Source organism: Kitasatospora sp. NRRL B-11411 (assembly GCF_000721345.1).
GTDB classification, from domain to species: domain Bacteria; phylum Actinomycetota; class Actinomycetes; order Streptomycetales; family Streptomycetaceae; genus Kitasatospora; species Kitasatospora cineracea.
In genome coordinates this window covers 1-3092 of record NZ_JOGH01000248.1, presented here as the reverse complement: position 1 = coordinate 3092, position 3092 = coordinate 1, and the positions used below count along the sequence as shown (strand labels likewise).

The 3092-nt window shown below is 74.1% G+C and carries 2 protein-coding genes; one reads left to right on the top strand and one right to left on the bottom strand.

Features of this window, described 5'->3' with window-relative positions; genetic code table 11:
- Positions 1-91 precede the first annotated feature (91 nt).
- Complete coding sequence (locus IH44_RS0139550) at positions 92-1285, top strand: GDSL-type esterase/lipase family protein (RefSeq protein ID WP_107066740.1); 1194 nt, start codon at positions 92-94, stop codon at positions 1283-1285.
- Between the two features lie 88 nt (positions 1286-1373).
- Here IH44_RS0139550 and IH44_RS0139545 read toward each other — a convergent pair whose 3' ends face one another.
- Positions 1374-3026: a glycoside hydrolase family 13 protein gene (locus IH44_RS0139545; RefSeq protein ID WP_030464697.1), complete on the bottom strand. Its 1653-nt coding sequence runs from the start codon at positions 3024-3026 to the stop codon at positions 1374-1376.
- Between the last annotated feature and the right edge of the window lie 66 nt (positions 3027-3092).

Sequence of the window (3092 nt, the reverse complement as noted above, 5' to 3'; positions counted from 1 at the left end):
CCCCCCTTCCGCCCCAACCCCGTTGACCCATTCGGATACGAATCACCCGCCGCCCGTATCCCCTCCCCCGCCACATGCCGACACCGTCAGCATGACTTCCTCAACCTCCTCGCCTTCCTCCCCTTCCCGGTACCGTCGGACGCTCGCCGCCCTGGCCGCCACCGTGTGCGTGGCCACCGCGACGGGCCTGGCCCCCGCCCACGCCTCCGCCGTCGAGGCGCCCGCGGCCGACGCGCCGTGGGTGGTGTCGGTCGGCGACAGCTTCATCTCGGGCGAGGCCGGCCGCTGGTCCGGCAACAGCAACGAGTCCGCCGACGGCTGGTCCGGCACCGACCGGGCCTACGACCCGCAGACCGAGGAGAGCGACCCGCACCGCGTGTACGGGGACTCCTACGACGACGGCTGCAACCGCTCCGACGTCGCCGAGGTGCAGTCCCTCACCCTGGACGCCCGGCGCCTCAACCTCGCCTGTTCCGGGGCGACTTCGACGGCCGTGCAGCTGCCCGAGCACGGCGGCTCCCCGTTCAAGGGCGAACCCTCGCAGGCCGGCCGGCTCCAGGACGCCGCCACCGGACAGCCCGTCCGCGCCGTGGTGGTGTCGATCGGCGGCAACGACCTCGGCTTCTCCGACATCATCACCGACTGCACGACCGGCTTCCTCAAGCCCTTCGGCGGCGCCCCCTGCGCCCCCGATGCCGCCGTCCAGGCCAAGGACCGGCTGCCCTCGATGCGGCAGGCCGCCGTCGACACCCTCGCCGACGTCCGGACCGCCCTGGAGCGCGCCGGCCACCCGGCCGGCTCCTACCGGCTGGTCCTGCAGTCCTACCCCTCGCCGCTGCCCGACGCCGCCCGAATCCGCTACCCCGGGGAGAAGTACGACCGCCTCACCTCCGGCGGCTGCCCGTTCTTCGACCAGGACCTCACCTGGGCCCACGACGAGCTCGTCCCCGAGATCAGCACCGCCCTCGCCGAGGCCGCCCACGAGGCCGGCGCGGAGTTCCTCGACCTCTCCCGCGCCTTCGAGGGCCGCGAAGTCTGCGCCACCGGCACCCGTCAGGCCGACCCCGAGCACCCGCCCACCGGCGAGAGCGCCGAATGGGTCCGCTTCGTGACCAGCGGCGCCGGCCAGGGCCAGCTCCAGGAGTCCCTCCACCCCAACCGCTTCGGCCAACAGGCCCTCGGCCGCTGCCTGACCCTCCAACTGGAACAACCCGCCGCCGACCACCGCTGCACCAACACCCCCGCCGCCGGCCCCACCGCCATGGCCCTCACCCCGCGCCCCTGACCACCACCACCGCCCGCCCCGACGAGGTCGACGGTCGTGGCGGGCGGCCGGGCAGGTGGAGGCGGGGGACGTCAGTTGTCGGGGGACGTCAGTTGTCGGGGGACGGCAGGCGGAGCCAGGCGCAGGTGTCCGGGGGGAGGAGGGTGTCGTCGAGCGGGGTGCTGGTGAGCAGGAGGGTGCTGTCTGCCGGGAGGGGCAGGGGCCGGTCGGTGAAGTTGACGAGGCAGGCGAAGGAGCCGTCGCGGGTGAAGGCGAGGGCGCCCGGGTCGGCGGGCAGCCAGGTGAGGGTCTCGGGCAGGGCGGCGAGTTCGGTGCGGCGCAGGCGCAGGGCGGTGCGGTAGAGGGTGAGTGCGGAGTGCGGGTCGGCGTCCTGGACGGTGGCGCTCAGGCCGGCCCAGCCGGCGGGCTGCGGGAGCCACGGGGCGGCGGCTCCGTCCGGGGAGAAGCCGAGGGAGGCGCCGTCGGCGGTCCAGGGCAGCGGGACGCGGCAGCCGTCGCGGCCGCGGTCGGCGCCGCCGGAGCGGACGAAGGTGGGGTCCTGGATCAGTTCGTCCGGGAGGTCCTCGACCTCGCTGAGCGCGAGTTCGTCGCCCTGGTAGACGTAGACGCCGCCGGGCAGGGCCATGGTGAGCAGGGCGGCGGCGCGGGCGCGGCGCAGGCCGAGTTCGCGGTCGGTGGGGGCGCCGAGCCGCTTGTCGCCCATGTCGAAGGAGGTGTCCTCGCGGCCGTAGCGGGTGACGTGCCGGATGGTGTCGTGGTTGGAGAGCACCCAGGTGGGCGGGGCGCCGACCTCGGCGTGGGCGGCCAGGGTGGCGTCGACCACGTCCTTGACGGCGTCGAACTCCCAGGCGCAGCACAGGAATTCGAAGTTGAAAGCGGAGTGCAGCTCGTCCGGGCGCAGGTAGCGGGCGAACTGTTCGGGGGTGGGGAGCCAGACCTCGCCGACGAAGACCCGCTCGCCCGGGTAGCCGTCGGTGATCTTGCGCCAGGAGCGGTAGACCTCGTGGACGGCGTCGACGTCCTGGTAGGGGAGGTCGGTGACGTCGGGGTCGGGGCCGACGTCGGGCAGGCCGGGCTTCTTGGCGAGGCCGTGGGCGACGTCGATCCGGAAGCCGTCCACGCCGCGGTCCAGCCAGAACCGCAGGACGGACTCGAACTCGGTGCGCACCTCGGGGTGTTCCCAGTTGAGGTCGGGCTGCTCGGGGGCGAACAGGTGCAGGTACCAGTCGCCGGGGGTGCCGTCGGGGCCGGTGGTGCGGGTCCAGGCGGGGCCGCCGAAGTACGACTGCCAGTCGTTGGGCGGGAGTTGGCCGTTCTCCCCCTTCCCGGGAGCGAACCAGAAGCGTTCCCGTTCGGCGGAGCCCGGTGCGGCGGCGAGCGCCTCGCGGAACCACGGGTGCTGGTCGGAGCAGTGGTTGGGCACCAGGTCGACGATGACCCGCAGGCCGTGCTCGTGGGCCTCGGCGATCAGTTCCCGGGCCTCGGCGAGGGTGCCGAACAGCGGGTCGATGTCGCGGTAGTCGGCGACGTCGTAGCCGCCGTCGGCCATCGGGGACCGGTACCAGGGGTTGAACCAGAGGGCGTCCACGCCGAGGTCGCGCAGGTACGGCAGGCGGCTGCGCACGCCCGCGAGGTCGCCGACGCCGTCGCCGTTGCCGTCGGCGAAGCTGCGCACGTAGACCTGGTAGATGGCGGCGGTGCGCCACCAGGGCTGGGCGGGGCGGGCGGTGGGCGTGTTCACGGGGGGTTCTCCTTGTTCGTGGACGGTGCGGGGGCCCGCCCGCGCGCCCGACGAGGGGTGCGGGCG

Coding starts and splice junctions, on each gene's coding strand:
- IH44_RS0139550 (WP_107066740.1), top strand. CDS start 92: ATGACTTCCTCAACCTCCTCGCCTTCCTCCCCTTCCCGGTACCGTCGG.